Origin of the sequence: Paraburkholderia tropica, from assembly GCF_914484835.1 — a bacterium.
GTDB lineage: Bacteria > Pseudomonadota > Gammaproteobacteria > Burkholderiales > Burkholderiaceae > Paraburkholderia > Paraburkholderia tropica_A.
On sequence record NZ_CAJZAR010000006.1, the window covers coordinates 213 to 667 of the forward strand.

1 pseudogene is annotated in these 455 nt (G+C 64.2%); it reads left to right on the forward strand.

Going from position 1 to position 455, the window contains the following annotated elements:
- Positions 1–455, forward strand: a pseudogene (locus LDO54_RS01625) (MFS transporter); the annotation flags it as partial.

The window sequence follows — 455 nt, forward strand, 5'->3', positions numbered from 1 at the left end:
CGCAGTACACGACCGGCGTGGACACCTGGGCGCTGACGCTGCCCACGCTGATTCAGGGTATCGGCATGGCGGGCCTCTTCATTCCGCTCGTCTCGATCACGCTCTCCGGTCTGCCGGGCAACCGCATTCCGGCGGCGTCGGGTCTGTCGAACTTCGTGCGGATCATGTGCGGCGGTATCGGCACCTCGATCTTCGAGACCGCGTGGGACCATCGCACGATCTTCCATCACGCGCGCCTCACCGAGCAGGCCACGCCGACGAATCCGGTCTTCAATCAGTCGATGCAGCAGATGCAGAACGCGGTCGGCCTCGATCCGTCGCAGTCGCATGGCCTGTTCGACCGCATGGTGACGCAGCAGGCCGCGCAGCTTGGCGTGAACGACCTGTTCTGGATTTCGTCGGTGATCTTTATCGCGCTGATCGCGCTGATCTGGATCACGCGCCCCGAACGCACG